Here is a 4921-nt window from a genome sequence, read left to right as displayed (position 1 = left end):
GCGCTTGCCGGATCACCCGCTGCTGCGACGGACCATTCGGCGCCGTCAGACCGTTCGACGCACCATCCTGATTCACCGCACTGCCACGCACCACCGCCAACACCCGATGCCCAAGCCGCTCCGCGTCCGACAACCGCTCCACCAGCAGCACGCCCGCGCCCTCGGAGAAGCCGGTGCCGTCCGCCGCGGCCGCGAAGGCCCTGCAACGGCCGTCCTTCGACATGCCGCGCTGCCGCGAGAAGCCGACGAAGATACCGGGGTTGGCCATGACGGTCACACCTCCGGCCAGCGCCATCGAGCACTCGCCCAACCGCAGCGCCTGTACAGCCAGATGCAACGCCACCAGCGACGAGGAACACGCCGTATCGACCGCGACCGAGGGGCCCTCGAAACCGAGCGCGTATGACACCCGCCCCGACAGGACGCTTGCCGAGGTGCCCGTTCCCATGACCGCCTCTAGCTCTTCGGGGACCCGCGCTCCGGAGCCGTAGCTGTGGTACGTCACCCCGGAGAAGACACCGATGTCCTTGCCCCGCAGCGCGGTCGGGTCGATCCCGGCGCGTTCGAACGCCTCCCAGGAGGTCTCGAGCATGACGCGCTGTTGCGGATCCATCGCCAGCGCCTCACGCGGCGAGATGCCGAAGAAGCCCGCGTCGAACTCCCCCGCGTCGCGCAGAAAGCCACCCTCGCGGACATAGCTGGTCCCCGGGTGATCCGGATCCGGGTCGAAGAGGTTCTCCAGATCCCAGCCACGGTCCTCCGGGAACCCGCCGATCGCGTCACCACCCTCCATCACCAGGTCCCACAGCTCCTCCGGCGTGGTCACCCCACCCGGCAACCGGCACGCCATCCCCACGATCGCGATCGGCTCCGACAGGCCGCGACGTATGTCGGCGTTCTCCCGCTCGAGCCGCTCGTTCTCCATGAGCGTGACACGCAGCGCTTCGACGACCTTCGCTTCGGGAGTGGTCATCCCGGCCTCCGCATTCCGAACCGACATTACTTCCCGGCCTTGCTCATGGCTCGTTGCACCAGACTGGCGACATCCATTTCGGCGATCGCGGCAGCCGGTTGTTCCTCCGCCGATTGCCCGTCCACCTGCTGCGCCGCTTCGGGCTCCTGGACCAGCGCCATGAGGGTGTCGAGGATGCCCAGCTCCTGGAAGCGGCTCAGTGGTGTCCTGGCCAACGCGCGGCGCAGATCCTCCTCGCTCCCGGCGAGGCGCTGCTCAGGTGGGGCATCCGGGCAGAGCTTCATCCGCAAGTGGCGCATCAGGGCGGTGGGCGTCGGATAGTCGAAGACCAGCGTGGCCGGGAGCCGTATCCCGGTGTGGTTGGCCAGCCGGTTGCGCAGTTCCACCGCCGTGAGGGAGTCGAAGCCGATTTCGTTGAACGCCAGGTCCGGCCCGATGGCATGGGCGGAGGCGTGGCCCAGTACCCGAGCCGCCTCCCGGCAGACCAAGCCGAGCAGGATCTGCTCCTGCTCCTCGGGCGTGGCCCTGGTCAGGCGCTGGGTGAAGGCGTCCAGATCGGCGGCCGTCCGCGCGATGCGCCGACTCTGCCGGACGAGGCCACGGAGCAACGGTGGCACCGGTCCGGTGGCGGCGGCCTGGGCCCGCAGTGCGCCCAGGTCCAGTTTCATCGGAAGCACCACCGGCTGGGGCATGCGCAGCGCGGTGTCGAACAGCGCCCCGCCTTCGGCCTCCGACAGCCCCGCCACTCCCCCGCGCGCCATACGCCGCTGGTCGGCGTCGGTGAGGTGGCCGGTCAGCCCGACCCCCGCACCCTGTGCCCACAGCCCCCAGCCCAGGGAGATGCCCGGGAGCCCCTCGGCGCGGCGCCGATGTGCCAAAGCGTCCAGGAAGGCGTTGGCCGCCACATAGCTCCCCTGCCCCGAGCTGCCGAGCGTCCCCGCGGCCGAGGAGAACAGGACGAAGGCGGCCAGATCCAGGTGCCGGGTCAGCTCGTGCAGATGGAGTGCGGCGTCCGCCTTCGGGGCGAAGACCGTGTCCAGCCGCTCCCTGGTCAATGTGGTGATCACACCGTCGTCCAGCGCGCCCGCGCTGTGTACCACGCCGGTCAGTGGCGCGTCTTCGGGCAGTGCGGACAGCAGCTCGGCCAGGGCATCGCGGTCTGCCACATCGCACGCGGCGATCCGCACCCGGACGCCGAGCGAGGTCAGTTCCCGCTCCAGCTCGGCGGCGCCGGCGGCCTGGGGTCCGCTGCGGCTGGTCAGCACCAGATTCCGTACACCATGCTCGGTCACCAGGCGTCGGGCGGCCACCTTGCCCAGCGATCCGGTGCCACCCGTGATGAGCACGGTGCCTTCCGGGTCCAGGCAGCGCGGCAGGGTGAACACGTTCTTGCCGATGTGCTGCGCCCGGCTCATGAAGCGGAAGGCGGCCGGAGCGCGCCGGATGTCCCATACCGTCACCGGTGGCGGGGTCAGCACCCCCTTCTCGAAGAGGTCGACCAGCTCGGTCAGCATCCGCTGGATGCGCTCGCCACCGGCCTCGGCCAGGTCAAACGCCCGATAGGCCACGCCGGGGTGCTGAACGCCCACCTCTTCGGCGTCCCGGATATCGCTCTTGCCCATCTCGATGAACCGGCCACCCCTGGGCAGCAACCGGAGTGAGGCGTCGACGAAGTCTCCGGCGAGGGCGTCCAGCACCACATCGACGCCACGGCCACCGGTCATCTCGAGAAACCGCTGCTCGAACTCCAGCGTCCGGGAGTTGGCCAGCCGTCCGTCCGGGACACCGGCGGTACACGCGGCGTCCCACTTGGCCGGACTGGCCGTTCCGTAGACCTCGGCGCCCCAATGCCGCGCCAGCTGCACCGCGGCCATGCCGACGCCACCGGCGGCCGCATGGATGAGAACCGACTCCCCGCGCTCCAGCCCTGCCAGGTCCCGCAGCCCGAAGTAGGCGGTGAGGAATACGCAGGGGACCGCGGCCGCCTGCTCGAAGGACCACCCCTGGGGCATGTGGACGAGAGTGAGGCAGTCGGCGACGGCGATAGGGCCGCCCGCGCCCTCGAAGAGCCCCATGACCCGGTCGCCCGGAGCGAAGCGGGTGACACCTGGGCCGACCTCCGTGACCACACCCGCGCCCTCGTTGCCGATGCTGATCTCGCCGGGGTACATGCCCAGCGCCATCAGCACATCGCGGAAGTTGAGCCCCGCGGCACGTGTCTCGATCCGGACATGGCCCAGGGGCAGTGGCGCCAGTGCCTTCGGCGACGGCAGCAGCGCCAGGCCCTCCAGCGTTCCCGGACCGCGGGTGCCCAGCTGCCACGCGGGTTCTCCCTCGGGCGCCACCAGTGCCTCGTCGGCCGTCGCCCGGGTCAGACGGCGTTGGTGGCAGACGCCCGCGCGTAGCGCGAGCTGTGGTTCGTCTCCGGCGAGCAGGGCGGGTAAAAGGGTGGGCAGGGCCTCCGTGGCGGCCGGTGTGTCGTCCGCGTCGAGGAGCAGAATCCGCCCGGGGTTCTCCGACTGCGCGGCGCCGACCAGCCCCCAGGCCGCGGCGACCGCCGGATCGACCACATCGGTGTCCCGGACTCCTACGGCGCACCGCGTCAGCACCACCAGGCGTGAGTCCTCCAGCGAGGGCTCGGTCAGCCACGTCCGCAACACGTCCAGCGCTTGCCCCGTCGGCTCATGCGCGCGGGCCGCGCTGGTGTCGTCGCTCACGGCATCGTCGGGGCCGATCTCGTACAGCAACACCGGCGGCGCCCCGACCCGTGTCCCGACCGGCGCGTCGGCTCGGGTGGCCAACTGCCGTACGTCCTGCGCGGTGTGTACGGAGACGGTGTCCAGCGGTACGTCGGCGGCGTCGACCCGCAGCTGCTCCCACCCCACGAGGAACATCTGGTCGGTCGAGGTCCGTGCGGCGACGTCCAGCAGCGCCGTCGGCATCGGCCGCGACACCAACGACTCGACCACCGCCACCGCCGCCCCGCTCGGATCGGCCAACCGCAGGCCGACGCCTTCCTTGCCATTGGGTGTGATACGTACGCGCAGTGCCGAAGCGCCGGAGGCGTGCAGGGACACTCCGCGATAGGCGAACGGCAACGCGGGCCCCGCTTGGTCATCGGTACGGTCGCGGAAAGCGGTGGCGTGCAGGGCCGCGTCGAGCAGTGCGGGGTGCAGCCCGAACGCGGTGGCTTCGGCCGACAGCTCCTCGGGCAGGGCGACTTCGGCGTAGATCTCGTCGCCCCGCGTCCACGCGGACCGCAGACCACGGAAGGCGGGGCCGTATCCGTAACCGCTCGCCTCCAGCTCCTCGTAAATGCCGCGTACCCGCTCCTCCGGGACTGCCACCGCCCCCGTGGGGGGCCATTGCGTCAGGTCCGCGTCCAGGTCATCGGGGGTGTCCTGGGCAAGGGTTCCACTGATATGGCGGATCCAGGGAGTGTCCGTATCACCATCCTGGCCTCGTGAGTGCACTGCCACCGAACGTCGGCCGGAATCGTCCGCCGCGCCCACGCTCACCCGCAGCCGCACACCATCGCGCTCGGGCAGCGTGAGCGGTGCTTCGACGACGAGCTCTTCGACGACGCCACAGCCGACCTCGTCACCGGCGCGCACCGCCAGCTCCACGAAGGCCGCGCCGGGCAACAGCACGGTGCCCGCCGCCGCGTGGTCGGCCAGCCAGGGATGCGTACGCAGCGACAGGCGGGAGGTGAACAGCAGGCCCCCCGACTCGGGCAGTTCGGTCACGGCGCCCAGCAGGGGGTGGTCGGCCCGCGCAAGTCCCAGCGCGGTCGCGTCCACCGATTCGCCTCGCCGTCCCAGCCAGTAATGCTGACGCTGGAAGGCGTAGGTGGGCAGATCCAGCGCGGCGTGGATGGGCAGGTCGCCGAGCAGGGCGTTCCAGCTCACGGGGACACCGCGTACGTACGCCTCGGCCAGGGAGGTGAGT

Annotated in this window: 2 protein-coding genes; both read right to left on the bottom strand. The window is 70.8% G+C overall.

Annotated features, from left to right (window positions below; all coding sequences use genetic code 11):
• A partial coding sequence (locus JK364_RS53825; RefSeq protein WP_230993956.1) for a beta-ketoacyl synthase N-terminal-like domain-containing protein occupies positions 1–973 on the bottom strand: 973 nt, incomplete at its 3' end.
• Positions 974–999: 26 nt separating this feature from the next.
• The coding region (locus tag JK364_RS53820; RefSeq protein ID WP_201858786.1) for an SDR family NAD(P)-dependent oxidoreductase at positions 1000–4921 on the bottom strand (3922 nt) is incomplete at its 5' end.

This window comes from Streptomyces endocoffeicus, from assembly GCF_016741935.1.
Taxonomy (GTDB): Bacteria; Actinomycetota; Actinomycetes; order Streptomycetales; family Streptomycetaceae; genus Streptomyces; species Streptomyces endocoffeicus.
The sequence above is the reverse complement of the archived record's forward strand: the minus strand, read 5'-3'. Positions and strand labels throughout refer to the sequence as shown.